General features: G+C 57.2%; 23 protein-coding genes and 1 pseudogene. 9 read left to right on the top strand and 15 right to left on the bottom strand.

All coding sequences use genetic code 11. The features are described 5' to 3' along the window. Positions 1-105 precede the first annotated feature (105 nt). Entirely contained in the window at positions 106-579 is a 474-nt protein-coding gene (locus tag ACVIW0_RS07590; protein WP_461351754.1) for a MarR family winged helix-turn-helix transcriptional regulator, read from the top strand. A 64-nt stretch (positions 580-643) separates the two neighbouring features. Here ACVIW0_RS07590 and ACVIW0_RS07585 read toward each other — a convergent pair whose 3' ends face one another. Next, positions 644-871, bottom strand: a complete 228-nt coding sequence (locus tag ACVIW0_RS07585) for a hypothetical protein (RefSeq protein WP_461351753.1) — start codon at positions 869-871, stop codon at positions 644-646. A 10-nt stretch (positions 872-881) separates the two neighbouring features. Then, positions 882-1,157 carry a YecA/YgfB family protein gene (locus ACVIW0_RS07580; RefSeq protein WP_461351752.1) on the bottom strand — a complete coding sequence of 92 codons (276 nt, stop codon included), beginning with the start codon at positions 1,155-1,157 and terminating at the stop codon, positions 882-884. Positions 1,158-2,791: 1,634 nt separating this feature from the next. Here ACVIW0_RS07580 and ACVIW0_RS07575 point away from each other — a divergent pair. Then, positions 2,792-4,483: an acyl-CoA dehydrogenase family protein gene (locus ACVIW0_RS07575; RefSeq protein WP_461351751.1), complete on the top strand. Its 1,692-nt coding sequence runs from the start codon at positions 2,792-2,794 to the stop codon at positions 4,481-4,483. A gap of 62 nt (positions 4,484-4,545) precedes the next feature. Here ACVIW0_RS07575 and ACVIW0_RS07570 read toward each other — a convergent pair whose 3' ends face one another. From ACVIW0_RS07570 to ACVIW0_RS07530, 9 genes are all read right to left on the bottom strand, one after another. Continuing rightward, positions 4,546-4,728 (bottom strand): hypothetical protein, encoded by a 183-nt coding sequence (locus ACVIW0_RS07570; RefSeq protein ID WP_461351750.1) that lies wholly within the window; start codon positions 4,726-4,728, stop codon positions 4,546-4,548. A 220-nt stretch (positions 4,729-4,948) separates the two neighbouring features. Then, the gene (locus ACVIW0_RS07565; RefSeq protein ID WP_461351749.1) at positions 4,949-5,659 is read right to left on the bottom strand and encodes a hypothetical protein; all 711 of its coding nucleotides are present in this window, start codon (positions 5,657-5,659) and stop codon (positions 4,949-4,951) included. Then, positions 5,656-6,831, bottom strand: a complete 1,176-nt coding sequence (gene alr / locus ACVIW0_RS07560) for an alanine racemase (RefSeq protein WP_461351748.1) — start codon at positions 6,829-6,831, stop codon at positions 5,656-5,658. The genes ACVIW0_RS07565 and alr overlap by 4 nt, the downstream gene beginning before the upstream one ends. 9 nt (positions 6,832-6,840) lie before the next feature. Beyond that, positions 6,841-7,929, bottom strand: coding sequence for an NAD(P)/FAD-dependent oxidoreductase (locus ACVIW0_RS07555; protein ID WP_461351747.1), 1,089 nt, complete (start codon positions 7,927-7,929; stop codon positions 6,841-6,843). A gap of 5 nt (positions 7,930-7,934) precedes the next feature. Then, positions 7,935-8,267, bottom strand: a complete 333-nt coding sequence (locus ACVIW0_RS07550) for a cupin domain-containing protein (RefSeq protein WP_461351746.1) — start codon at positions 8,265-8,267, stop codon at positions 7,935-7,937. A 53-nt stretch (positions 8,268-8,320) separates the two neighbouring features. Next, positions 8,321-9,655, bottom strand: coding sequence for a SidA/IucD/PvdA family monooxygenase (locus tag ACVIW0_RS07545; RefSeq protein ID WP_461351745.1), 1,335 nt, complete (start codon positions 9,653-9,655; stop codon positions 8,321-8,323). After that, positions 9,656-10,873 (bottom strand): MFS transporter, encoded by a 1,218-nt coding sequence (locus tag ACVIW0_RS07540; RefSeq protein ID WP_461351744.1) that lies wholly within the window; start codon positions 10,871-10,873, stop codon positions 9,656-9,658. It abuts the gene before it with no gap. Then, positions 10,870-12,531, bottom strand: coding sequence for a class I tRNA ligase family protein (locus ACVIW0_RS07535; protein WP_461351743.1), 1,662 nt, complete (start codon positions 12,529-12,531; stop codon positions 10,870-10,872). The genes ACVIW0_RS07540 and ACVIW0_RS07535 overlap by 4 nt, the downstream gene beginning before the upstream one ends. Before the next feature lie 1,193 nt (positions 12,532-13,724). Beyond that, a complete protein-coding gene (locus ACVIW0_RS07530; RefSeq protein ID WP_461351742.1) occupies positions 13,725-14,561 on the bottom strand; it encodes a YopT-type cysteine protease domain-containing protein in 837 nt (278 codons plus the stop codon). A gap of 126 nt (positions 14,562-14,687) precedes the next feature. On the opposite strand from ACVIW0_RS07530, the gene ACVIW0_RS07525 reads away from it, so the two are divergent. Continuing rightward, complete coding sequence (locus ACVIW0_RS07525; RefSeq protein ID WP_461351741.1) at positions 14,688-14,885, top strand: hypothetical protein; 198 nt, start codon at positions 14,688-14,690, stop codon at positions 14,883-14,885. 36 nt (positions 14,886-14,921) lie between these two features. Here the strand turns inward: ACVIW0_RS07525 and ACVIW0_RS07520 are convergent, their stop codons facing one another. The 4 genes from ACVIW0_RS07520 to ACVIW0_RS07505 form a co-directional block, all read right to left on the bottom strand. Further along, positions 14,922-15,341 (bottom strand): multicopper oxidase domain-containing protein, encoded by a 420-nt coding sequence (locus tag ACVIW0_RS07520; RefSeq protein WP_461351740.1) that lies wholly within the window; start codon positions 15,339-15,341, stop codon positions 14,922-14,924. Between the two features lie 55 nt (positions 15,342-15,396). Further along, positions 15,397-15,657, bottom strand: coding sequence for a hypothetical protein (locus ACVIW0_RS07515; protein ID WP_461351739.1), 261 nt, complete (start codon positions 15,655-15,657; stop codon positions 15,397-15,399). Positions 15,658-15,799: 142 nt separating this feature from the next. After that, entirely contained in the window at positions 15,800-16,000 is a 201-nt protein-coding gene (locus tag ACVIW0_RS07510) for a hypothetical protein (protein ID WP_461351738.1), read from the bottom strand. A gap of 1,407 nt (positions 16,001-17,407) precedes the next feature. Beyond that, positions 17,408-17,743, bottom strand: a complete 336-nt coding sequence (locus ACVIW0_RS07505; protein WP_461351737.1) for a DUF7694 domain-containing protein — start codon at positions 17,741-17,743, stop codon at positions 17,408-17,410. 3,555 nt (positions 17,744-21,298) lie between these two features. Here ACVIW0_RS07505 and ACVIW0_RS07500 point away from each other — a divergent pair. From ACVIW0_RS07500 to ACVIW0_RS07475, 6 genes and pseudogenes are all read left to right on the top strand, one after another. Next, complete coding sequence (locus ACVIW0_RS07500; protein WP_461351736.1) at positions 21,299-21,487, top strand: hypothetical protein; 189 nt, start codon at positions 21,299-21,301, stop codon at positions 21,485-21,487. Positions 21,488-21,745: 258 nt separating this feature from the next. Continuing rightward, on the top strand, positions 21,746-22,795 hold the full coding sequence (gene trpD / locus ACVIW0_RS07495; protein ID WP_461357270.1) for an anthranilate phosphoribosyltransferase: 1,050 nt from the start codon (positions 21,746-21,748) through the stop codon (positions 22,793-22,795). A 207-nt stretch (positions 22,796-23,002) separates the two neighbouring features. Then, entirely contained in the window at positions 23,003-23,188 is a 186-nt protein-coding gene (locus ACVIW0_RS07490) for a hypothetical protein (protein WP_461351735.1), read from the top strand. A 935-nt stretch (positions 23,189-24,123) separates the two neighbouring features. Continuing rightward, positions 24,124-25,247: pseudogene (locus ACVIW0_RS07485) on the top strand (M20 family metallopeptidase). Positions 25,248-26,044: 797 nt separating this feature from the next. Continuing rightward, the gene (locus ACVIW0_RS07480; RefSeq protein ID WP_461351734.1) at positions 26,045-26,320 is read left to right on the top strand and encodes a hypothetical protein; all 276 of its coding nucleotides are present in this window, start codon (positions 26,045-26,047) and stop codon (positions 26,318-26,320) included. A 127-nt stretch (positions 26,321-26,447) separates the two neighbouring features. After that, positions 26,448-26,792 (top strand): hypothetical protein, encoded by a 345-nt coding sequence (locus ACVIW0_RS07475; protein ID WP_461351733.1) that lies wholly within the window; start codon positions 26,448-26,450, stop codon positions 26,790-26,792. Positions 26,793-26,811: the final 19 nt, after the last annotated feature.

The raw sequence follows: 26,811 nt of genomic DNA, 5'->3' as shown, positions 1-26,811 counted from the left end.
GCCTCCATGGCTATTTGAATGGCTATTTGAACTTTGATGCCTAATTGGTACTATGGCTACATAACAACTTGACGTCATGATGTCAATATAAAACAATGGTGACAAATGAAAAGAGCCAAGCGAACCCCCGAGGGTGACGCCCTGACCGACCTTGTTCTCGATCTGTTTAGGCTCGACAGCCTACTTCTGACGGCCGGCGACCGTCTGGTCGCCCCGCTTGGCCTAACAAGCGCACGCTGGCAGGTGCTTGGCGCCATTGTATCCGCCGAACGGCCCCAACCGGTCGCTTGGCTCGCTCGCGACCTCGGCGGCAATCGTCAAAACGTGCAGCGGATTATCAATGATCTGCATAGAGAGGGCCTCGTATCTTTTGAGGTCAACCCACATCACCGACGGGCGCAGCTCGTCGTGCTCACTGAGAATGGACAGCGCGCCTTCGAAGCCGCAATGGAATTGCAGGCTCCCTGGATCAACGATCTTTCAGACGGGCTGTCGGTCAAGGATATACGGATCGTCCATCGCGTGATCACGGCCTTGCGAGATAAACTTGAGGGCAGCCGTGAGGATAAGTCGGCCTGACATGGCAAAAGCATTATGCTCGGCCCGTCGCCCGCGATTCAAGCTTCCAAATTGGGGTCCCGAATCAGCCGTGATAAGTGCGCGCGCGAGCGTAGCGGGTCGGCATCCAGTACTGGCGCATGGTCTCGACGAGGTCCGGGACATCGGTATGGGCGTTGCGCAGGAATTCCTCGATTTCGCGGCCTTTCTTTGGTGGTCCAAGCAGTGGAAGCCCCTGATCGTCGACGCAGTGCAGCAGGTGGGCACGAGCAAGCCGCGGTTTATATTGCGGGTGTCGAGCAGCGGGACCCATGCCGATAGTCTCAGCCGCATGGCGGCATAGAATCTCGGGCACCACGGCCGCGCATCAACGTCGCCATTCGGCTTGCGGGCATGGTGGGCGCAAACCGATGTGGCGCGGTGGAAAGAACGTTACCAAGGTCGTTGTGGCGCAGCGCGACGGCCGAAATCGCAGCGAACTCAGGCTTGCCGGCATGGTTGAACGGATCGGCGTCGATGGCGAGTAGCGGACAGCTCCAGTCGGGCGGACTTATCGACACCGGCCCTGCCGCGATCGCGGCGACATAACCGTCGAGCACAGGAAATACTCGTGGTGATGGGATGCTGCGCGGCGCGAGCCTGCAGCCAAGGCTCAAGTTCGTCGAGGAATCGCGGCTGCCGCCATCGATGATGAAGATGATGATGAATGGCGGCGCCGGCTCATGCAGCCTCCCGTGCGCTGAGCTCGCGGGCCGCCTTCCAGTTCCATGCGAAAAGTTCGCGCAACGCGCCCGCGTTCTGATTTATTGAATTGCTTGGCTTGGTTTCTGACGACGCAGGACCTGAACCAGCCCCTGCTGTGCCCTCACTGCTTTCCGTCCCGTTCATTGCATCAAACACATCATTCCATGCCGACCAATGCTCATACCGACAGGTTTGCCGTCCCGTGACTTCGCCTGAACAACGAACCACCTCGCAACGACTTTGACGTCTGTAAAGCCGCCGGCCTTCTGGAGGTCTTGTCGAATACGACGGCTTCATCCCACGCCCGACCAGGCGCACCGAAAGCCTCGACTGTCCATCAGAGCCGAGGTTCGCAAATGAAGCCCATAACCCCTGCACCTAAGATGTGGATGAACTCTTCTTTTCCAGATCAAGCGACCTTGTCAGCTAGCGTTTTCAGCATGTGGCTGAGAGGACGCGCAAGCTCCCCGAATACGCGGCCTAGCTGTAACACTTCGCCGATGGTAGCCGTGCGTCCGGATGTCTTCGCGGATCTGCTCGCTCACCGACCGTACGACGCGTTTCTTCCGCCAGTTCCTGTTGAAATGGAGCGGAATGGAATCGCCCCGAGGAACGACGAGAAGGTCGTTCCGTTCGTTCACGTAGATATCGTACATGGATCCTCGCTCCCGACGAACATAGGCCGATGCTCAAGCGGTTTGGTGACTTTGACGACACAGTCGCGAGAAAGCCACATGAGCCGCTTTGCTCATCGAGAGGGTGACAATCATGCCGCCGCCTCCACGGCAATGCGGCGCCGAGCGTGAACTAACCAAGTCGCCGGGAAACTCCTGCACGCGGACATCGAAAGATGCCTCGGCGTTTTCCTCAAGTTCAGTTTCCACGTCGGTCTTCAAATTACTCAGCATGCTCCGGCAATGACCTACAGCGTAGTGATCGAGAGGAAGGCTTCGGGGTCCACAAGCAGCTTGCCGACCAACCTTTTGACGTCCGCTGACGGCCCCAGCACCTCTGGGGGCCAAGGGCCTGTACTGGGGCCGCAATCTCGGCTGACTCAGGGATAAGAGACGGGCAGCTTGAAAATAAAGAGCGGCCAAACTGGGCAATGAGCAAATGTGAATCTCAGCGACGTTTTCCAACGAGAAGCGATCGTAGCAGACCTTGCACCCCGCACCAAAGCGGCGCGGACTCGCTTCTGAACGTTGGGCCCCCTCTGTTGCGAAGTCGGCGCAGCGTCTCGGTTCGAAATCGCTCCGACATCGATCGGCCGGACTTCGTAAGGCTCGATGTGGGGAATCACCGGTGCCCGTCGGCAGGACAGTCCGGCTCGCCGCGTGGCAGACCGCAAGCCTGATCAAGGCTCGTCGGCATCGCAGAACTCTGCTGAGAGAGCCGTGCCACGAGCCTGCTGCACGTCGTTCGCTCATCGGCGAAGCGGTCAACGCCAGGCGCCACGTTCTAATGCGGAACCTGCTCCTCAGAACCTGCGATGCGTTCTGACCGGGCGTCCTGTTGCATAGCGTCCCCCGCACAAATTCTGGGGGCTCTGGCCAGCGAGCTATACCAATGTGTATTCGGGCCAGCCGCAGGGATAATTGGCATACAGCGCAGAGGCAATCATTCTGGCGGCATGGCTATGTCCTCTCAAGTTTGCGCCCTTTTCGAGGAGGCACCGGAACGCTCAGCCGGAGTTCGGGCTTCCAGCCTATACTCCAGTCTGATCGATGACCTCAGTCAGTTAAACTTCGCAGACGCGGATGACCGTCGAGCATTCCCTCCGACCCTACATAGCATGCTGGCGAGGCATGGACTGTTCGGGCTCACCATACCGGCAGATCGCGGCGGATTGGCTCTTTCCTTGCAAAAGGCCATCGAGCTCATCTCTGCCACTGCATCTTTCGATATCTCCGCTGCCTCTACCCTCGTCATTCATAACTTTCTAGCTTTGCCCTGCATCGAAGCGGCACCGCATCTCCCCAACCAAGAGCAGGTCATACGGGGTGCAACACGCGGCGATCTTTGCGCTTTCGCTTTGACGGAGCCTGGAGCAGGTTCTGCCCCGAGGCACATAGAAGCCTCGGCTTTCATGCATGAAGATAAGGTTCGCATCAGCGGCCGTAAAATTTGGATTGGCCTCGCTGACTGGGCCCGGTGGATCGTTTGTTTTGCGCGAGCTTCCGGTCATGATGCCAGAGGTCGCCTCGTTGGTGTACTGGTTGATAGGCAGGCTCCCGGCCTTAAAGTCACGCACGAGCATCGCACCCTCGGTTTGCGTGGAATTATACAGAACACTCTCCAGTTCCAAGATGTCGAGGTGCCACGTGCTTACGTGCTTTCTCGCGACCAAGACGGTTGGGGCGCAGCGACATCCAGCATGAACCGCGGCCGAATAGGTGTGGCTGCGATGGGCCTTGGCGCCCTTGAGCGCGCGATCCAGGTCGCTGCTTCATATGCAAATCATCGTCGCCTAGGTAAGCTGCGCATGATTGAGAACAGCTATATAGAGCAGCTGTTCGGGCAGATGGTGCTTCGCCGCGAAGTCGTGAAAGCGATGCTTACGGCATCCTGCCGACTCGTCTCTGGGCAAGGATCTCCCAATGTCCACCTTGCGTCGGCGACGAAGGTACTATCGTCCGAATGGTGCGGTCTTGTCGCCGATCAATGCGTCCAAGTGTTGGGTGGCCGAGGGTACGACGAGGGAACGCCGTTAGCTAAAATCTATCGTGACGCCCGTATTCTCCGCATCTTCGAAGGGCCGACGGAGACGCTTTTATCCCATCTTGGCCGCTGTCTTCTTTCCAGAGCCACGCGCGACGAAATAGCCGATCTTTTTGTCTCTCTGGGTGCGGCGTCAATCCATGCGGACGCCGTTGACGAGCTCCGCGGCCTCAATGAGACAGACGGTGCCGTGCTAATCTATGCAGGTTGGCTCACCACATTGGGATTAGCACAAGCTGTCATGACTGCTGGCACTTTCACTGCTTCGGACTGTGCCACAGCGGCGGCTGATTTGGTCAGTACCGAACTAGCCGCGGTGCATTCTCGCGCGCCGACACGACTAAGTGTCGAGCGCCGCACTCGTGCCAGCCAGACGCTGGCCAATTTTCTTCAAGACGCGGCTCGCTCCATCCGTTCCCCTGTTCTCACAGACGATTACCTTAAATTGGTACAATATGTCTAACGTCCAGCCACGAGGTGGAGCGAAGGCGATCTGCCACACAAGCATTGCGGATCCGCGAAGTCTCACCTCGACCATGGTCTGACCTTGTCAGCGATAACAAGCCGCTGACCACCCAAAGCTGCCAGTTCTTGATGGCGCATCGCGTCAGCCTTGAGATGCTCCATCACCGCCACGCCGGACGACGGATCCACGATCGCGCGGCGCGGGAGTTTCCGTTGAAAACGATCGGGTGGCTCCTGCAGCATTTTTCGCTCCGGACCCTTGCTTGCTCTGCGTCCGCATTTGAGACGACGTTGAGCGGCATACGCTTGCTAAGCGCTCCACCTACGTAACATTCACTACTTCACTGAATCGACGATCAAAATCGACTTGTATTTCATCTTTTCTGCTAATGCCTCCGACGAAGGAAGCGTCGCTCCCCTCCTGCCCCTTCTGCATGTCTCGTAAATCGGACGCGAATAAGCTTCACACCCGCTCGTTACTGAAATGAAGGAAATTACAGACCTCAAAGTACTTTGCCTCATTCAAACGGAATCCAAATGCCAATATTCGGCTCGTCAGAACACATGGATCGAACGCAAACGCCTGGAAGCCGTTTGAGCAATCTAATCGGACGTAGTCATCTGTCCGCACCACAGCCTGAACGTTTATCCCGCAAAGATCATAATATTCTAGTCGCACCGCGGTCGCTGTCTCGCTGGTTGAAAAGAGCGACAACGCGAGATCAAAGGGCGTCTGGCACATTAGCGTGAGAAATTCCATCGGACGATCCATGGTGCCAAGAAAATTGAACGGCAGAATGCAAAGCACTCTTCCGTCATATCGCCGCATGATCTCACCGACCAGACGCCTTCTTTTAAAAAATTTGTTGGCCTCGCAGCGGACAACAGCTCCGTTGTCCTCCTTCAATCTTCGTGCACGAGGTGGATTGATATCGATACCAAGGTAATCACTCTCATCGTTCTTGATACCGATAAGGCGATAGCAACTGCAACCAACCTCAATAATTAATCGGTATGTAGTCGAACGCAGGAGTTCAAGATAGTAGGCTCTCTCACGTTCATGGAACTGGCGCACCCGAGCGGTGAAGTAGCCCGGACGCATGAGACGCATGCCTTCGTCGCCCAGATAGATCGCTCGATTCGCTTGGCGAGGCCGGAATGCAGAGGAGTTCACTGGAGCCTCATCTCATTCCGCTTGCCGGAAATATAAAGTCTGCGACATCGGCGTCCGATCGCCGTGGTCAGTTCATCGCTCAGCATGTTCGCGGCTAAAGCCACATCTGCGACGGTCTGCTCGGGGCAGATCAGGTCAACCATTGTACCCGGCGCAGTCGAACTCTCGGGCAGATCCGTCACATCGATGCTGATGAGATCCATCGAAACGAAGCCGACGATTGGCGCGCGAGTACCACATACGAAGACATGACCTCGATTGCCGAGACTACGCGGGAACCCATCTGCATAGCCAATAGAGGCGGTCGCGACACGCATCCGTCTCTTCACTGGGTATGACCTGTGGTATCCGATCGCTTCCCCGACCTTGACCCTGCGACATTGAATGATTCGCGTTCGCAGGCGGACGACTTGCGATGGCCTGAAGTCGGGATCACCGGATATGGAAAGGCCGAGAATTCCTCCACCCGACCGTATGAGGTCGAAATGAAATTCACATCCCGCAAATAGCCCCGCTGAGTTCGAGAGCGAAAGGATGGCTTTGGGAAAAAGATAGGTGAGTTTGCGGAACTGATGCAATTGTTGCCGACTGATTTCGTTGCGCCACTCCGCGCAGGCGAGTTGGCTCATGAACAACACGACAGGCAGATCCGACAGCACCTTTTCATTCTCGGCGGCTTTTTGCAGCTCATCGATGGGAAACCCCAGTCGAGACAAGCCTGTGTCGACATGGATACCTGCGGGCAACAACCGGTTGCGAAGGCGGCAATGCCTAAGCCATGCATCCAGCTGTTCCCTGCTGTTCAGGATCGGCAGCAAATCGTGGCGCTCAATAGCCGCCTCCAAACCAGGCATAGCTCCGTGCAGCAGGTAGATCTTCGCAGATAGTGGCAGCACCTTGCGCAAGACCGCGCCTTCTTCCACATCGGCGACGAAGAAATGCCTGCAGCCGAGCCGGGCAAGAACCGGCGCTATGCGCAGCGCGCCAAGGCCGTAGGCGTCTGCCTTGAGAACTGCGCCGCAAGCGCTTTGGGGCGCCAGCATCCGAAATTTCCGGTAGTTAGATTCTATCGCGCCGAGGTCAACAAGCATGGTTGATCGCGATGTGTTGGCATAACCGGCATCTGACAGATTATCAGAGAGATTGGAATTGAGACCAATCACATCCGGCATATGCCACCCTCATATCGCTGTAATGGCGTGTTTATCCGCAGAATATAGGGATCGCACCGCCTCTTGCGCACATGCTGGCCCAAAGCGAAATCCATTACCCGAACCACCGCCGATAACGTGCAAACCTGCGATATCTTTCGCAGGATGGGAGAACGGAACACCATCCGCCGAATAGCAGTCGCAGAACACACGTGCTGACGCCACTGCTGGCACTTCGGCGGAAAACCACTTGGCCAGAATTGCGGTAGCACGCGCGAGATCATCCGAACTGAGCCGCAGTTCATCGGACACCGGCTTCACATCCCATTCCTGCGAGGTAAAGCTAAACAACCAGTATCCCTGCTCGATCATGGGAATGAGGAATGCGTAGTCATCGAATAGCCCGATCATTGGACAGTTCGGCGTTGGCCGTGCGGCCAAATGGAGCGCGACTACCTTCTTAACTCGCAATCCCGATTCGTCTGTTAGATGTCGGCGCAACGGTGACCCTGGTAACCAGGGCCCGATTGCAAGAATGGCCCGCTTCGTCGCGAGTCCGCTGTTATCAGAGGTTTGGAGAAGAATATTGCGCGGCCCCTGCCGTATTCTCGTAATCGATGTACGTTCGCTTATTGAAACCTCTTCAATCTTGAGCCTTTGAGTCAGATCCTGAACGATGGAATCGACTTGACAGTACGAACCACGGTCCAACAGGACGGCCACATCGCCGGGGACGAAGAACTGAGGCAGCGATAATAACCTCTCGGCCAGAGCGGAGGGTGTCGATGGGGTCGGGTGGCCCACGCTGCTCTGTCGCGCGAGTTCGCCGGGATTGCGCGTCAACCAAAACACATCACAGTCTCGTCCCTTGGGCCATAGTCCGTCAGGATAGATCCCGCGCCAGAATTTCGAACCACAATCGATGAGGCTCCTTTCCTTCTGGTTACGACAGATGTTGATCTGGATCCCAGGCGCAAACCCGCTAGTACCAGATCCAACGAAATCTCGTTCGACAATGATTATTCTTCTTTCCGGGCCATCGCTCGCGGCAATGAAGGCAGCACTGAGACCCATAATGCCAGCCCCGATGACTGCGAGGTCATAGATCTTGTCAGTCATTGAGTTTATTTCCAGGAGATGGAGAAGGCGCTCAGAACTTCGCTGCCACTATTCCGCAAGTGATGGGTCTGATTTGGTCGCAGAAACACCAGATCGCCGGCCTTTACGGCCAACTCACCATCGTCGGTCACTACCTGACCGCGCCCGCTCGTGATCCGCCAGATCTCGGTGGAAGGATGGGAATGAGGCGTCGACACCGCGAGTGGATCGAGGCGGAATTCGATGAATTCAACCGGAACGCTGATCTCCGGATCATCTATCCCTTTGACGCCCTGTACCAGTACGCCGGGGCTATACACCGTGACGTCCCCTAAAGTCATCAGCTGAGCATTCTTCACGGTGTATCTCCAATCATGCAGCTGGATCGCAACACGCCGCCCATTGCCGATCCTCAGCGGGCGCTCTCAGGCACCGCATCATGCCACTTGAGAGTTCCTGTTGCAGGCCCGCAATCGTAAGCTACCCGACCAATGATCGAATTGAGCACCGTCGAGGCGCGCCAAGGAACCAAACTCAGATTTGTGTCGGCGATGCCATGTTGAAATCGTGCGCCATTCTGGACGTATAAGCGGCAGCTTTCGGGGCCATCAAACCGGGCCCGAAACTCCTTGCCGACCACGATCTCCCGAGAGCCCCCAGGCGCACTCACAATCGAAAGTCGGTTTGCGATCGGTTCAAGAAAGGGAGGGATCTCGCTACGGTAGCCCGTGGCCAGCACGATAATGTCAGCGACATATTCTGCGCGGACGCCGGTGGCCTGCTGACGCACCTCCAGGCGAAATGGAGATGTGGCACGCAGCTCCTCAGCCATGGTGTCGACGCGTATTTCAACCTGAGCGGGATACGAACCTCGACCAACCTCGCGCTCGTAAAGTGCGTTGTAGATCGCGCGTAGTGTCGATGGGTTGACGCCATCGCTCGCCAAAACCTGCCGTTCAAGGGTTTGTTTTCTGGCGGCGTCGCTTTGCTCAAGGAACCATGTGCCAAACTGTGGAAAGAACCACTCATTGACGAAGGGACTATCTTCGAGGGCAAATATGCTTGCGCGGCACGTGACCCAGACCAAGGCTGCCAGCGCGCCGCATGCGCCGGTTAGCAGATGAAGAAATATTTCTGCGCCGCTTTGTCCGCCACCTACCACAACAACACGCTTGTTGGGGAACTCGCGTCGTCGCAGGGAAAAGCTACTCGCGTGAAACACCTGATTCTCCGGTGCATTTCTGCTCCAGTCAGGAACAGAGGGCACCCGGCCTACGCCGACCACTGTCGTACGGGTCTGATAATTGCGGCGATTGGTAGCGATCCTAAACGCATCACCGCGTAGTTCGACTGCAATAACCTGTTCGCCGAATTGAACGTTCGCTAGCTTTTCTGCTGCCCATTTCAGATAATCTTCAAATTCGCTCCGGCCAATCGAAGCGATTCCTCGAACAATGGCTTGATAAAGCCGTCTTTTCTCGTGCAGGTAGGCGAGAAAGCTATATGCACTGGTCGGATCTGCTGGTGTTACCAGGTCTTTTAAGGGGCTGGTTTGCATAAGAGCCCCATCTAGAAGCAACCCTGGGTGCCAACTCGGCGCCTGCGATCTTTCCAGGATGTGTAAGGCAATTTCCGGAATCGGGGCCGCGAGCGCTGCCAGGCTGAGATTCGCCGGGCCTGCGCCGATTGCCGTTACCTGATGGCCGCCGCCCTGCTTCGACATCACACTGTCCGCAAGACGAGCCATTTAACGTTCCCGGCTGGTTGAAAACACTTGAATTGCGAGAACGATGCCATTGCTACCGACAAGCATCATCATGCTGATCAGCAGATCATCGAAGCTGTGGGCGCTCACGATCTGCCCGGCGATATATGGAAATCCGAATAGACCAACGAAGTAGGAAAGTGTGAAGACCTGGGAAGCAACCGCCAATGATGTCCCGTCTGTACCTGCAATGAAGACAACCATACCGTTCAGAGTCGAATAGCTAAGTCCGTATCCAAGGGCGAACATCGCTGTACCGAGGGTGTAGATCTCCGCACTGGTTTCATTGATCAAAAGCAAGAATAGTCCCGCCATGGTGCACACGACGAGAAACGCCGCGACCCACTCAAGTCGGACCTTTCCGATGACGGGCGCCGCCGCGAAGCGCAAGAAAACAGCCGTCACCGTGAAGACTATAAAGAATGTATCGGCGGATTGCCCCCGCGATGAAGCGTAAAGCGTCTGGAACGTGGACAGACCGGAAAACACGCATGCGCCGATGCCGATCATGACGATCGGATAACGCGTATTCGACTTGAAGGCCACTCGCAGGCCCTCTAACGTGAGTCGAACAGCCGCCATTTCGATATGAGGAGCCTGCGCCAGTGCCCTGCCGGCCAACTCCAGCAGCATCGCGCCAACGAGACATGCAGCCGCGAATAGAGAGTACGCTGCGATATAGGATCCGGAAATCTCCACTACGGTGCGCGCCAGGGGAACAGCTAGTCCGATCCCCAGCATCTGGGATCCGGAAAGCAAGGTGAGATACTTGACACGAGCCGCAGGCCGCACGCGTTCCAGGATTTGAAGCGGCGCCAGCATATAAAAGATTGACCATCCAATGCCCAGCGAGAGCCCGCCGAGATAAGCGAGGAACATGAAAGCCGGCGCCGCTGCAAAACAGATCATTGCAATTGCCATCACCGCGGCAGCAAGGGTGATCGTTCGCATCACGCCAAATAGATCGGCGATCCGGCCAGCTACAAGCGAACACAGTATTGTCGTGACCGTACCGGTCGAAATAACTGTTCCCGCTATGGATGCGCTCTGTGGAGCCGACCGCAGAGCATCCACGAGAAAGAAGCTCGACCCATACGACGCGGCCACGTTGATGCTACCAAGCATAAATGGAATCGAGACCTCGAGCGGCACCTTATCGGGCAACTTCTCGGCGGCGACAATGCTCGCTGCGACTCTCATTGTGCAACTCTTCCCGGAAGGAACCGATCTATGTCTGCGGCCGTCAAGCTGCGTCGATCGATTCTTGGTACGCTTCCGCTTCGTTCGGATGAGGGCCTGGCCGCGCGGGCTGCGAGGGGATGTCCTTCATGACCGAGCCAGTGCCACAGAACTTCCGTTATCCTGGGCATCAGCGGCCAGCCCAGTACGCTGAAGCCCATCAGCCATGTGTAAGCGGTCTGATGGTTCGGATTGGAATCAAGACAATCGAGCCATTCGGTCACCGATCTGGACGCGTGCGATACGCGCAGATGATCTAGCGAGAGAGCGGAGCACTGCTGGTCGTACAGCCGGTCCAGCGTGATCATCATTGCATCGTCTACGTGACACGCGGCGATGGCCGGCATCGCGCTGATGATGCCCGTGCAACGGTTGATGACCCCAGCGCTCTTGTCGAGAATTGCATTATAGCGGTCAATCAATTGTTTTGGGATCAGATCGGTTTCCGCTTCTTCGGGGCAGATTTCCGACAGACATACTCTGAGAATATCGATTGATATATCCGGCACTTGAGCTATTTCACCCGCCCAAATCACGTGGCCGCGACTGGTGGAGAACTTCGATCCGTTCAACCGAAGGAAATGATTAAAGAAGATTCGGTCAAACTGACGAAATGTTCCCTGGCCCAATGCGCATCCGGTAACTCCCACGAGCATCGAAATTGTATTGTCGATGCCAGTCGCGCCGATCAGGAAAGTATTGGAGTTGCGCGCAAAGGCACTTGGCGTGCCAGATGTCTCGGCATCTTTATGCCCGCAATAGAGTGAATGAGCATAGAGCAACGAGGAGTAGCTAAACAGGATCTGACGTGTGTTGAACTCCTGCGAACTCCAGGACAATCCATGCAGGCCAGGAACGGTCAACCGCATTTGCTGCCCTTTGCGTGCGATATACCTCTTCCCTATCTCCACAAAGGCAGGTTCGATCGCCGCATCGTCCCAGGCCCGGACGAGTTGGTCTTTTCGCGCAATTGAGAGAAAGGCAGAAATGTTATCTGTCCATTCTACAATCCGTCCTCGCCTCGACACCGGATTCCGTGCTTCATCTGGCTCGAAATGATGTCCACACTGCTCGCAGAAGAAGCTCCCTGCGGACGCTTCGCATATGGGGCAGGTTGCACCAAACCAGCCTCCAATGCAGAAACGCTCTTCCGTTGGCGTCAGAGCAGAGCCAGCATCATCGACGGGTAGCCGCGCTGCGCGAAACTCCAGCGATCCTGCTGCAGATAACGCATCCATGAGCGCGTTGCTGACATTGGAGAACCGCTGAAGATTTTTGCCATGGGCTGGATCATCGAAATGGTCGAAAACGATCCCTAGTGAGGCGAGATCATGAGCAATTCCGACATGGAAGCCATGAGCCAAGTCCGACGGGTCGACGCTCTCGCGCGCTGCTCGAACTAGAACATGGTTCTCGAAACCGTCGGTCGTCAGACCGGAGCGAACATGATGCCCTGCCCTCTTCAGGTGCCTTTGCACGACGTCCATTCTGAGAAATGGCCCGGCAGCGTGGCCAAGATGTGCCCTGCCATTAGCTGTCAAGTTGACGGGCGAGATATATACGTCGGCGGGATTCGTATTCGCTACGCTTAGCGGCGTGATGATTGGGCTTCCTCTCATATCTGCACAAATGACATCCAGGAACAGATCCTGAAAACACCCGAATAGACGTCCAGATAATTCGCCACGACAACGGGAATACACGCGCAGCTTGACAGGTTACGGATCCCATCGGGCCGCGGATTTCGAGCCAGGGCGTTCAAAGCGTGTCACTCACTCTTGAGTACCTCTAGAATCTTTCTTAGCTGGGCGCGTCACGGGTCGGTTCACCTCAGCTCACACCCTGGCCCCCTCCACCTCTGCTCAGTCAATCTCACCGATCGTCCTTGGACCAATCGAGATCACGTCGTGAAGAAGCAAGCGTCGCGCCAATTCAAAATATTTGATTTTTGCAATGCCGCGGCCTGCATTTAGGTCGACTACCAACATTTGGTCACGAACCTGACAGGCGGCTCGGCAGGGTCGGCAAGAGTCCGCCACAGGCTCGTTACCATTACTCCCTCACGAGCAACGGCGACCTGTGGGATGGGCAACTGTCCCCGGCCTAGGCAGCTGCGAGCTCACGACTTACGCCGGGCCACCATTCCGGCCATTGCAAAGTTTGAGATGATGCCGCCCACGCGGACGAGCGCGCAGCGATCAAATAGGCCCGCGCGACAGGCATGCATGCGCTCTCATTGGACGAGATCCGATAGCTTGCTTCGAAACACGGACCTTACCGACCAGCCGATTGCGCTTCGGAGCAGGTCGTCTCCGCGCGTCGCTGAGACTGGCCGGCGAACATGCCGACCTCCGCTGGTCGACAAGGCCATTGAAGCCAACACCAGAAGCTTAACCCTGTTTTGGTGAGACGGCTTCAATCTTGCGCCTCAAGGACTCGAGTGCTCGCCCTAATTCAACTGAGACCATCCAACGGATACCGTTATTGCGCCCTCCCGCGCCGCACAATCCTTGTGTAGGGCGCCTCAACCCCTAAGTTTGAGGCAGGCGCCTCTGTCGCGCGTGAGTTGTCGATCTCTTCAAGCAAGCGAGGCAATCTCGCTAACGTACCGCAGCTCATGCGCAACCGGCGTGAATCTCGGCGCCAAGCTGCGATACCTTCAGGGCACGACCGGACGTGCAGCAAATGCGATCTTCGATGGCTTCGGAGTTGGCACCTCAAACCAATGCGGCTTCCAATCTCCATGGCCACTGTCAGACAAAACAATCCGCGCGAGGACGTCGGACCGGCCTCCAGAGCCCTAATATGCTGCTCACGTCATTCGTTGCGTGACAACCCGGGATATTTGAAGCCTGTTCGGCGGGTTCCTGTATCGGTCGCCGAGGCTTTTGAATAGCTCGCTCGTCTGGTTTGACCGAACGGTAAATTCTCCATAATTTGGATCGAACAGAGTCGTCATTCCATTCGATGTCGAGGTCGCAATTGTATGCGCGCCACGCGGGTTAAAACGCAGGCTGATCAGATAGACTGATGGATCATCGGTGACTTCATTCGCTATCTCGGCAATTTGTGAGGACGTTCCAAACTTATATCGAGTCTGAGCGTTCGCAGGCTCTAATCCCGCCTCCCGCAACATTGCGGCTTTTGCCTGAAGGTTTCTGGAATCCACAGCCCCGTCACTTCGCAATAACGCCCTGAGATCTTCATACCGTTGCTGCCGCACTGCCGCCGAGGCATGATTTTCAGCGCCCGGTACCAGCGCGCTCATTCGAGACGGTGGACTACTGGCGAGATTGAGGAGCCACTCAGCTGCCAAGCCTACGCAGATGCCATTGTCATTGGCGCCAGATAATTCGGCAGTTCTGTATCGAAACAAAGGCTGGCTCGCCTCCGCCGGAGAGGCAGAACTTGAACCGGAAGACAGAGAGGAGGTGGTGAGGTCCGATGAGACCGGGGTGTGAATGTTTGCATCCGAGGTGTGCGGCCTGCTGCAGCAGAGCCCCATTTTATCCGACAGCTCTTCGGGGGGCAGGCACTCTTCCTGCGCGAGATCCCTAAGCACTTGTTCGAAGTTGCCGTTGTCCGCCGACTGACTCAGTTCATCAGCTTGATCGGCGCGCGTGGCTTGGCCAATTACCGGATTGAACATGGCGTTCCCCTGCCTCTAGCGTTGCTTGCCTGGGCCGAGTGGGGCTAGGCGAGCTCTGCCTGCGAATCGTATTGCGGCAAGCTGACGACGAGCTGACGAGCAAGAAAGGGTTGGAGAAGCCGCCGCATGGCGTTTCTTGGATGCCACCTTTTCCGCGTACCCAATCCCGGTCAAAATGCCGGCGCCCTGGTCGACAACTTCAAGGATAAGGAGTGGTCAGCACAATCGCAAGCGCTCGAGGCGCCGGCCGAAGGGCTTGAAATTCCGCCCTATCGGTACGAACAGGCGGAGCTACAAGTCGCTCGGCAACTGGCTCAACCGTGAAGCCTCAAGGAGCTATCCCGGACATATCTCGCTAGGCTATGGCTTCCCCCGACCCTCGTGGGACTTGTCGAGGCGACAAATCCCTCGAGGAGATGGGGGCTGGATGGGGATGGATGGTCGCTCAGTCCTCCCCATGCGCGACGCGTTACCGCGTCGCGCATGCTGGCTTGGCGTGATGCATGCCCGGCATTCCAACCCACCGCCTGCTGCATTAAGGTCGGGTACGATTGCGATGTTGACCATCATCATGCCGGCGTCCTCGTGGCCAAGTATGTGACAATGCAGGGCGTACTCGCCGATGTAGCTCTCGTACCGTGTCCGGATCCGGATTTGATAGTTGTTCTCAACGATAATCGTGTCGCGGAACGCGTGCCGCATGCCGCAGTACTGGTTGGCAAGCTGCTGCTGTTCGGATGATACGATATCCGGCCGGCAGGTGCCGTCGGCATTGTACATCCGGACTCGCTGACCACTGCTCAGCTCTTGACCGCCCGAGATCGAAATCGGGCTTTCAGTGATGTTGCAGGGCGCCGTACTGGGCTCGCTTTTCTGGCCGGAGCTTGCCCCACCTCCCGGCCCGGCTACAGAGCGAACTCAGCCGGTGGGTTCGCATTTGAAGCAGCACCGCCTCGGGGGACGAAGCCTCCGCCGCAAGGCCTTCGGCTTGTTTGATGAGCTCTGTGCGGCTCTGTTGATCACGTATTCGGAGAAAAGCCCGCATCAACCTGAGCGCCTGCAGATCGGTCCGCGCTGAAGGCGCGTTGTCGTTCATGTCCCTGCTCCCTAGCCCTTCTGCAAGGCGTGTAAAGGGCAAGTGCAACGAGGCCATCGCGCAGCGGTTGCAATATAAATCGTGCGCGGACGACTCGGCCCCGCAGCGCGACTTCTCGAGTCTCAGTAATCCGAGGAGCGCCTCACCGCCACATCGTGGGGGCGTCACTGAGCGCCTTGCGGCCGACCCGTATCAAGCTATCGGGCGTCGTTTGGCCCTGCCTTGCCGCTTCGAGTATCTTTGCGGCAACATGCGTCCGGGTGCCGGTTTCGTAGCGCGACACGGTTTGGCAGACATCGTCGAGAACTGCGCGCAGCAGCGCGGTGGTCTGGGCGTCGAACATCGGAGAGTGCCCCCCAATTCAGTGGAAAACAAGAATAGCCGGCACCGCTCGTTCCCGGATTCACTAATGTTATTGCGCGCCGCAAAAATTCTTCAAGGCCCACCGCGCGGCTAAAGCTCACCGTTGGTACTCCCGGGCCGCCGCGAAGCGGCTTCCATTTGTTCCTACAGCTTTGCCTCGCGGTCTGTTCCACTTCCGCACGCTGCCCAGAGCGGCACGCTCGGCCATCGATCGGAGCCCCCCCTCTCCTCGTGCTCCCGACGGGCTACTTCAGCATCGAGCAATTGCCGTCCGGTTAGATCCCGACCCGTGGCCGATCCAGTATCTAGCGAAGTTGCTTAATGACGTAAAAGCTGTCGATGCCGCCGGGCATCCCGTCACGCTCGGACCACATTCTGAATGTCCCCCGCACTGCGCATGGAGAAGGAATCCTTGTCGTCGAGACTCGAGGCACCTGCCTGTCGAGCCGTAAAGATTTTGGCCCATCAACGTCGCTGCCATTGAGTCCACGAACAAATAGCTGAACAGGACGTTCTGCAATGACGGTGCGTCTTTAAGGATAACGTGACATTGGCTAGATCCCGATTGGCATGATCGGCATCGGCTGGCTTTCGTCTATGCAGTACCTGCACAATCCGCGACTGGCGCGCGAGCGAGGCTGTCATCTAAGCTGCGTGGATGTCATACTTGACGCTGCTTGGGCGTCCACGTCCTGAAGAGACAAATACGTAACGAGCGGGTCGACGTAGTAGGCCTCAGCATCGACTCGCTTGGTACGCTTCGGACACTTCGGTTCGAGCGGCGAATTTCCCACGAGCGTCTTGGTAGACCGCAGTTTGGCTCGATGGCGGGCCGGATTTGTCTCCCTAGCGGTGGTATCATTCGAAGGGTTTCGCAACTTATTTTGCATCCCTAATCCCTTGTCGTACCTGCCCTCCAGGCCCTCGCATGGCCGAAGCGCCCTCCACGATTGCCATTCCCGTAAAACTCGCGGCTTTGCAGCACCGGAAGTTAGCTCTATCGGAGCGCTTGGCCGGCACCGGCGCGATCAAGATCGTCGCCATAGGTTCGTCCACGACCGCAGGCGAAGGTGACCTCGTTCCTTAACCCGCAACGTCGCGAGAGCGCCGTGCGCCAGAGGTACCAAGGCCAAGTCTTCGACGTCCTCAATCGCAGCGCCGGCGGCGAAGAGGCACCCGATGAAGCGAAGCGGTCGCAGAGGAAGGTCATCGGCGAGCGGCCAAACCGTGGTGATCTGGCAGGTCGGCACGAATGCTGCGTGGAAGTGATATTCATCGCTTGGGCTTAGTGTGCCGGCATACAGCCGACACCTTCTGTTGCGATGTGGGCTGACAACAGCGCCGAACCACTGTTTTTGATCGGCCACGCAGACAACTTTAAGCTATCTCATAATGCGGTCGCACTCATGCGGGCAACCCACATTGCCGCCTCCGATGGGCCGAGCCCAACGACGCCGACAAAGCCCGGCGGGGGCATTGGGATGTCCCGATGAGTTGGCCTCCAAAGATGCAGGCAATAGCGACTGTTATTTACATATTGCGAATGTGGGGGATGCAGCTGCATCACGCATTCCTCTTCATCCCAGAACAGGTCTTTGACGAAGCACATCTCTTCCCAATTCGGACAACGTCGCGGCGTCGAGACAGCGACATGCTCCCAGGCAGGACGAATCAATCCGCTGATCGTCAGTTCACAGCCGCAAGGTCCCTGTACAACGAACATGCCGCAAGGACCTGATCCTGGAAGGCTGGCAAACTGGCCATATTGTACGCGACCGGCCTCCAGCCTCTCTGTTACTTGCGTCCGCACGTTTCCTCCTTTGCCTCGTGGACCGCCTTGAAGTCGATGTATATGACGTTGTTGTTTTGCAACTCACAACTTGGCGCATGTTCCGTCCTCTTTGGGACGGCGCTCCAATACCATTCTTCAGCGAACCACCTGCTGAGAAAGCCGCAGATGTCCATCACTTGTTCTCCTGTCTTTTTGGACGCTGACGCCCTGCCCAGGACGCTTGCCAGTCCTTGCAGGGCCTTTTTTGCCCGAATGCAAACCGTGCAAAACCACTCGATAATGACCCGGCGCGTAGGTTGAGAATTGCCGCTCTGTGAAGCTCGGCGGCTATGGGAGCCGACCTCTCGATCACCGCACGAGGCCCATGTAGAGCGCTTTGCTCATTGACTGCAGCGTACACTGTCGAACAACGCGCGCATCAGCATACGATGGGGCTTTGAGCCTTCGCGATTGACGCACAATGTTGCGCTGCGTGCGCCGCGTCGAGGTTTCGCGGAGATGCGCTTGACGGAGGCGCCGAGGGCCACCACGTCATCGCCGGCGGATCGACGACCATGCTTGGTATGCACGCCGAAATGGCCTGACATCTACATTCTATTATCACTCGCAATACCACAGCATATTTCGCCTATCCTCGTTCAATGCTTCGCAAGGGCGATATGCTGCCTCACCAATTGTCCTGCGATCATTCGCTGTTTTCTGCTCGCCGGCTCTGAAACAGTGCCAATGCGTCATCTATGTGACCGTAATTGATTCGTTCGGAGCAAAATCGAAACGGGGCGCGTCAGGCCGCGACGATTAAGTATACCGTGTTCCCATACTGATCTCATCCATGGGTTGATGAGATCTCGTAAGCTAATGGTCAGAGAAGCTGATTAGTCTATCTTGAGGGACTGCAATCGCGCTGCCACCCGCTGCCCCTTTGCCGCGTCCCTACAATGCAACTCCCACCCGCTATTTTGTCGAATGTCGCTAGCGAGCTCTTGCCTTCTTTTGATGCCGATGTCGCCTTCCGGACACCAAGGTCGCAACTCCGACCAAGGGCAGCGAGCTCGTGCAGCTTCCTTCGTATCTAGGCTGCGCCGGCATCTGTCCGCTCGTGGCATGCTGATTGCTGCAGTTGAGTCCAGGCTGAATCCAGGCGATCACTCATCTGGCTATTTGTTTAGTTCTTAGCGATGCGCTGCCCAGCGCTCCTCAGCTTTGGTAGCACCTTCTCTCACCGCCCATTGCATGAGAACGCCCTCACCCGGATGCGCTGCTAACAAGAATCTGACAACCCGAGCCATGAAGGAGGACTGCGAACTTATGAACTATACGATGCATCCGGAAACCAGCCGTTCCCCGCGGACCAGTGCGGCACGTGGTCAATGACTCACTGGCGCGCACCAAAGGACTCGACTGCCAGGCATTGCGGTGCCGATTGCCGTTGTTTGCAGGCGCAACGGCGATGGAATCTATGGCCGCTGGCCGCGCTCCTCCTCGGTGCGCTGCTCTGGGCCAGCATTTTCTGGATTGTCGCAGCGGTCTTATAAGCCGAAGACGCTAACGGAACCAAAAATCACAAGGAAAGCTGCGTCGGGTGGCGCGCCCACGCACCTCCCGACCTCGGCGGTCCGATTCAGGGCAGCAATATGCCGGCGTCAGTGGGAAGCGGACACGCCTTTCACGGGCCAGCCTTGGGCCCGGCTTGGCTAGCGGGATATGAATTCGCAGCTGAGGCAAGAACACGCAACCGGCATACCATCCCGAACCAGCTTCGGAGGCCACTCAATGTGCCTCGAAGCCAAAAGGCCCATCGTGACCAAAGCCAAATCCAGCGCAACCTGCTTTGATGCGCCGATTGCCGAGTGACATTTGCTCTGCAATTGGCGCTGCGGCCGTCCAGCTGAGGCGCGGCTTCTCGAAGCCCAGCAAAGCCCTACAGCTCTCGCTCTGGCCATGTTTCGTCTTCCCTTCTACGCGTCTGCCACTCTTGGGCACGCCGAGCCAGCTTATCGTACTCGATCGCAACGTTAAGAAGCCTGTCTCTTAGTTTACCGTAAGCAAGTCCTTCCGCCTTTTTTCGCGTTGCTTCCGCACGGCTTCGCCAATGGTCGGGCTGATAGAGTTTACTTTTCGGATTCATGCCGTGAGCATGCAATTGAGACATCAAGGAAATGCGACACCGGCGCTCCGTATAATCACGTAAGAGCCGCGGCCATCAAAGTGCCACACGCGAGCGCAGAGGATACTCGGTCGACTTGATTGAAGGAGAGGGCTTGAATCGTACGCAGCGTCAGATTGTACGATCCTGGACAGCTGGACCGCCTTCGACAATCCAGACGCTTGCTGCAGGCAAAAGAGAATAGCGAATGTGTCAAACATCTGAACTCAGCTGGCGAGGGTCGCTCGGGATCATACGCTTCTGCAGATACGTGCCTGTTCGCAGGTTATCCGAGGCTCTCTCGACTAACAGCGGAAGCAATCGGGGCCCTTCGAGTATATCTACAGAAGGCGCTCTCATCCCGATCGCCGTCTCCATGTTAATATGGAGCGCAGGCCGACTACATTAAACATGACCTGCTGACGTCCCATCAGGGTTCGTTACGCAGGATCAACTACGTCATCAGCTAGCGCACCTGGCTTTTGGCCCCTCTCTCTGCCTCGATAAGTCCGGCACCAGGCCGCAGGTCTTGTTCGATCCCGTATTGCGCTGGCGTGACGGTAACTATCGGCCGTGAGGTGGGGCTGCGCTCAAACACCGAAAGACGTGCCACGCCGAATACCTCAGGACATCGAGGCATACCAAAGTAGGCGAAACGGAACTCGGGAGCATTGCACCTGGCGCTATACGTCAATTGGCCGACGGACAGACGATTTGCGCTTCGCTCAGGACATCGCAGACCTACCAAGCTGAAGGAATGACATGACTCAAGACCAACTGACCGGTTTGGCTTCGCTCCTCAATTCCTGCCGCGCCATCCCGATAGCCGCCGCAGTGACTGCCGTAATCCCGCGGCAGGTAAACGCGCGAGATCAAGCCCCGACTCCCGAGGAGAGACAGGCGTGTATGGAGGACGTGTTCCGCCTTTGCAGAAATCACATACCGAGCCATGTCGCTATCCTTGCCTGCCTCAGATCCAAGCACAACAGCGTCAGCCAGCAATGCCGTTACGTGATCTCCTCTCGAGATACAGACAAGAACAGCGGCAACTCGAAGTAGAGAATCAGGGGCACGTTCGCCCGCTCTCATGCTTCGAGATAGCTCACCTCGCACGCAGGACGGTCACGAAACGTTGGCAAGCGACAAGGAGCCCGGCCACTCACGAAGGTTTGATCCCTTGATGCTTATCTGGATAGGCACATACGACTATTGCCCTTCGATACCGTACTGATCGCCAACAGGAGCGAGATAGCCGCCCGCATCGTCAAACCGTTACGTAAGCTTGCACTCCGTTCTGCAATCGCCTACCACGAAAAGATGCGAGAACACCCGCCGTTTCCATGGCCGACCTGGCCATTCGGGTCGGCGGCAGAATGCCGATTACAAGTTATCTCGATACTGGGCAGATCATCGCGGCCGCCCACCAGGCGCGCGCCGGCGCGCCACTCCCGGCTATGGGCTACTTTCCAAAATGCGGAGTTCGCCAGAACCGTGAGAATCGCCGGTTTGCGTTTCGCCATCTTTGCTAGCAGCGACGGCACTGCTCTAGTCGGCCAGCGATCTCTTGACGGACTCCACGACATGGAGAGCTTGACCCTCACGTAGCGTCAGGTTGTAGCCTTGACAAAATGCCGGCGCCCGAACGACCCGATCACTCAAACGTCGACGTTCGGGCGTGCGTCGATGGGCAAGACGGCTTCATCAAGGCAGGCAGTGCGATGTCTCTTCAACAAACGCCTCCATTGAAGCGAAACGCTCCGGATACCGACAATGAACGTGTAAAGTCGATGGAAGCGCTGAAATCAATTATCGGTAAAGTTGCTAGCGGCGCCACTCTGACCCGTGCGGAAGCTGCGTCAGCATTCGACGGTCTGTTGTCGGGTCATGCGACTCCGTCGCAGATCGGCGGCTTGCTGATGGGTTTGCGAGTCAGGGGTGAAACGATCGAAGAGGTCACCGGCGCCGTCTCCGCGGTACGCGAGAGAATGCCGCGGATCGAGATCGCATGCGATCACATTAATATGGTTAGCACGAGCGATACCGTTGCGTATTCGGCCGCCGTGATGACGTGCGCCTCATTTATCGTTGCCGGAGCCGACGTTCCTGTCGCCAGACATGCCAACAGCGACGCATCCACAAGTCCTGGCTCGGCAGGCCTATTGGCGCATCTCGGTGTCAACGTTGACCTCAAGCCTGAGGCCGTTGCGCGCTGTGTCAACGAAGCCGGGATCGGCTTCTCATTTGCGTCGGCCCATTATCCAGCGATGCAGCGCATCCGCCAGATCCGGACCGCACTTGGAACCCATACCATCCTTAACCTCATCGGGCCCCTGTCCAATCCGACCAGGGTCAAGCGGCAGATCGTTGGTGTATTTGCCCGGGAATGGGTCCAGCCTTTGGCTTACGTGTTAAAAAACCTCGGCGCCAAATCGGCATGGGTGGTTCATAGCTCTGACGGGGTAGGCGAAGTTACCCTCGCCGGACCGACCTTTGTTGCCGCGCTCGAGGCCGGCACAGTGCGCACCTTTGAAGTAACGCCGGAACAAGCCGGTCTTGCCCGCTGCGACAAGGAGATGCTGAAGAGCGGCGAAGCGAAAGCCAATGCCGTCGCCCTGCAAGACGTACTCAATGGCATTCCAGGTCCGCTTCGCGACGCCGCACTTTTAAACGCGGCGGCGACACTGATCGTGGCTGGCCGCGTCCAGACGTTGCAGGAGGGCATCGCACTTGCACAACATGCGCTTGACGGTGGCCGCGCAGCCGTTCGACTGAAACGCCTGATTGCGGTTTCCAACAGCTCCGGGTTCGAAGGAGATTCCGGCGGAGGCGGATCGTGACAAGCGCTGAGCAATTGCAGCTGCGAATGGGCGTCGACACCTTGGAGCTCTCGATGAGCATGTGCCGCCTGCCGCGCGCCGATCAAGGCAATCCGCGTTAAGCACGCGGGTTCGAGAGCCGTTCCTGTTCATAACCGAGAGGCTGCTCCGGGCCTGTGCCGAGAGAGAGACCCGCGGCGTGCGCTGCGTTCCAAAGGAGATAATCAGATGATGTCATCGCAGAAGCTAGAAGCGCTCGGATCCATCGCAATGATAGAACACATCATTCGAAAGTTTCGTGAATTGATCGATACAGATGCCTCGATTCCGCCCGAGCTGCGGGGTTCGCTGCACGCGACGCTCGATGTGCATCTTCTAGATGCAAAGAAACGTGCTCTCTTGCGAGTGTATTGAGCGTGCTAACCAGGGCGGCACCCCGGTCAAAAGCTGATTATGAAGCCCTAGTTATCCCGAGGTTTGAGAAACCTGCCGTCTATTCAGCCCAGATCTCCGTCCGGCAATGCGAAGTCTGGCAAGCGTTGCCGCCATGGTCACGACCGGAGCGGCTGGCGGACGAGGTCGACTGATAGCGAACTCCGTGCCTCCATCTGCATCACACTCGTCGTGCTTGCTCGTCGGTATTCGCCCCTCTTAGTTGTATCGACGATACTTGTTAGGTGCAGTTCGCAGGGATGAGAGGGACTTACTCTGCGTTTCGGCGGCCAGGAGTGAGGGATACGCGTTCATCGCTTCGGCACCGCTTCCTGGACCCAAGTTCCTGGACTCAAGGCATGATTGATCTGCCGTTATTGTACAAAGCATTTTGCGCGCTCGAATGCGTTCGGTATGACGACAATATCGTTGGCACACATAGGGATCTTTATTGGACAAAACGGCGCGGACAGGCCAGGGCTGTACATTGTTCAATTTCGGCCGCGCGCTTCGAATCTTACCGCTTGCCGAGATCTGCGCAGAATGTCGTTAGCATGGAATACGTTGAGCGAACGACCAGTACTGCAGCGATAGTTTTCGAACAATCATCCGGGGAACCTGGTGGATGTTTTGGTTCTTACGGGCTCACCCCACGTTGAAAAGCGCGGATTTCTCGCGATCAGCTACAGCTTTCCTATCGCACGCTGGACTCTCATGGTCCCGACGTAAACTACCAGCTTTGGTAGCTCAGTTCTCCTCGGTAGGCGCGTAGCATCAGTGTCGCGGCAAGATCGTGGTGGTAGGCGCACTGCGTCACAATAGCCAGCCAAGCTGAGAGCTCCGTGCTCGATCCGGATACGAGCAAGTGGGTCTTGCGCGAGTGATGAAAGTCCAGATTCGAGGGGCGTCAGACAACCATGTCCAGTCACCCGTTTGAAACCTCCGCGATCCTCGATGGCATCCGCCGATGGGTCGAAATCGAGTCGCCGACGGAGCGGCCGGATCAACTCAACAAGTTGGCTGACGTCGTAGCGGCAGGCTATCGCGACCTACCGGCGACCATCGAACGCATTGCGGGACGTGAGGGTTGCGGCGACCACCTGCTCACACGCTCATCCTGGGGACAAGGCGTGCCGGGCATTCTGGTTTTGAGCCATCTCGACACGTTCATCCGATGGGATCCCTAAGACGATTACCGTTCAAAATCAACGGTGACAGCGCGTTCGGTCCGGGTACCTACGACATGAAGGGCGGTGCTTATCTGGCCTATCATGCATTTCGGCAGATCTGCGCCGACGACGCACGCCCACCGCTCGGCATCACCCACCTCTACGTGTCCGATGAGGAGATCGGCAGCCCGACCTCGCGGGCGCTGATCGAGGCGGAGGGCCGCAAGGCGAAATATGTGCTGGTTACCGAACCAGCGCGCGACGGCGGCAAGATCATCACCGGGCGCAAGGGCGTTGGTCGCTTCGATGTGCTCATCGAGGGCGCATCGGCGCATGCCGGTACACGTCCCGAGGACGGCCGTAGCGCAGTCCGGGAACTAGCCAATGTGATCCAGACGCTCGAGGCAATGAACGATCTTTCGCGTGGCATCACCGTCAACGTTGGCGTCGTCCGCGGCGGCACCAAGCCAAATGTAATCGCCGAACAGGCTCACGCGGAAGTCGATCTGCGCGTGCCGACCATGGCTCATGCCGACGAGTTGGTGCCGAGAATCCTCCGAATGACGTCACGCACGGATGGCGTTCGCTTGAAAGTATTGGGCGGCTTGAACCGTCCTCCCTATGAGAAGAGCAGGGCCGGCGCTGCGCTCTACGAACACGCCAGGAAACTTGCCGCTGAGATCGGTTTTGATCTGCTCGACGCGTTCAGCGGCGGCGGCTCCGACGCTAATTTCACCGCACCGCATACCGCAACCCTCGATGGCCTCGGCGTAGACGGCAAGGGCGCGCACACGCATTACGAGCAACTCTATATATCATCGATCGATCCTCGCGCGCGGCTTCTGTATCGCCTCTATCAGACACTGCGATAATCCACGCAATGGGAGGTGAGCGAACCCAAGAGGAAGTTGTCGCGGAATCGGCGTCAGCTGCGAGCACTCGATCCCTGGACGTGCGAGCCTCTCCGACCAACGGCCCCGATCAGCAGCAGAACCGTTCTCATGAGTGGGCAACTTTCCAACGCAGATCGCGCGCTGCAAGCTCTCCACCCGTCCCTGGGGGTCTGTCCGACATACCCCTTTAGGATGTTCACGCAGGTTGTTAGAAAGCACTTGAACCGGACGTAACGTTAAGTTGTACGATATTTCGGTTGGCACGCATCTTCATCCGCCGCCGGGCTGGAAGATTGCCGAATGTCTCAGCTGGTCAGAACAATCCCGCACCCTGGTTGGTCATGATCTTGATCCCTTGCGGCCTGTCGATCGAAACAGTAGCGCAGGACGCCTTGAGCGCAGCCTTAAGCCTCGCGGCTGGTTGCAAATGGTCGGGCATTGCAGGATCGCAACATTGTAGCTTGCGCAAGTCAGCCCAACAACGAGAAGGTGACGTGAGAAGAGATCAATGCAGAGTTCGATGCAGCGCCCCTGCAGGGCGCGGCCTCTTCCCGATATTCAACGCGAACCCCTCTTCTGGCAGGACACACTCCCACAATCAGTCGTCCGAGCCGGCTCTTCGCTCCGCTCAAGCCGGCCTGCCCGTGCATTCTTGTCGCGGAGATGTGCGACCGGCCGTTAGCGTCCAGAGGATTTCAGCGGGCCCCCGCTGCAAGTGTCACTCGGCGTGACAAGAACGGCACCGAAGAGATTGCCTGGTATCCTGGAGCAGCAAGTTGAAAGAGCCTGACGGCGTCAACAAGGTCCTGTTGATCGACCATACTGAAGGCCAATGCCGGGCCATCATCGGCTTCAAGGATGGAGATACTAGAGCTGCCTATATGTGCGGCGAGCCTGTCTGTCAAAGACCAGGCAAGAAACAGTCGTCATGGTGCGCTTACCACTACGGGCAGATGCACACCACCACTGCTGAGCCAAACAGAATGAGCAATCAATCGGCAGCGATTAGCCAGGCAATATCCGTTGATCGCAACCATAACAACCATCAATAGCTGCGTTGTCCTACCGAAGGGTGTGATTGTCGCTTGTGCAATGGGCGCCGAACCGTGTGATGGCGGCCTCGCGAGCGCGTTACGAGGTCTGTCCAATTGCGCGGAGCTGGATCATACGGAGATTTAGTTGGACCTCTGCACATTAGTTAACCGCAGCGCAGCGCATGCTCCTGATGAATTCGCAATCCGTCTCGAAGGGCAGACTCCAAGCCACGCGAGCCTCAATCGCCGGATAGGGCGGGCCGCTTGCCGACTGGGCGCCCGGATCGAAGCAGAGGCGCTGATGGCGCTTGTCCGATCGCGGCTCGCCCGTTTCAAGGTCCCAAGCGAGGTCATTTTCACGCATGGGAAAGGTTCAGCATTTTGTGCTGAAGGAAGCCGGCAGGCAATCAAGTGGCAAGCGAGGCGGCAGTTGAGTTCGGCGGATGAAGACCAGCCGTGCTTTCCAGCAACCCTGCCGATGATGCCGTGATGCCACGAAATGATCTTAT

Source organism: Bradyrhizobium sp. USDA 4454, from assembly GCF_054822705.1.
Note: the sequence above shows the minus strand (reverse complement) of the source record. Positions and strands in the feature narration are given on the sequence as shown.